This window comes from Dellaglioa sp. CoH-55-MRSF-7 (assembly GCF_056782235.1).
Window position 1 is genome coordinate 1 of record NZ_JBXAYI010000206.1, and the last position, 250, is coordinate 250.

Consider the following 250-nt stretch of genomic DNA (forward strand, 5'->3'; position numbering starts at 1 on the left):
TATGGAAGGTGTCGCAGAAAAATCGGCTGACCAATGGTTAATACAATTGACCAATCAAATTAAAAACATCCCTCAGGCTAAAGACAAATCTATTTTAGAATTACAGGCACAAAACTGGCAGAAAAATGGTCAGCATCAGGCTATTTCTTCGCAACAACTCGCTCACTGGATGAGCCTATTACAACTGAATGGAGGGAAAAACTATGGTTATTATCCCGACAATTTTCTGCATAACCAACCTGAAATAGAC

At 38.8% G+C, this 250-nt stretch carries 1 protein-coding gene; it reads left to right on the forward strand.

Translation table 11 applies throughout. The features are described from left to right. A partial coding sequence (locus AC1RPU_RS08410) for a poly-beta-1,6-N-acetyl-D-glucosamine N-deacetylase PgaB (protein ID WP_481769716.1) occupies positions 1-250 on the forward strand: 250 nt, incomplete at both ends.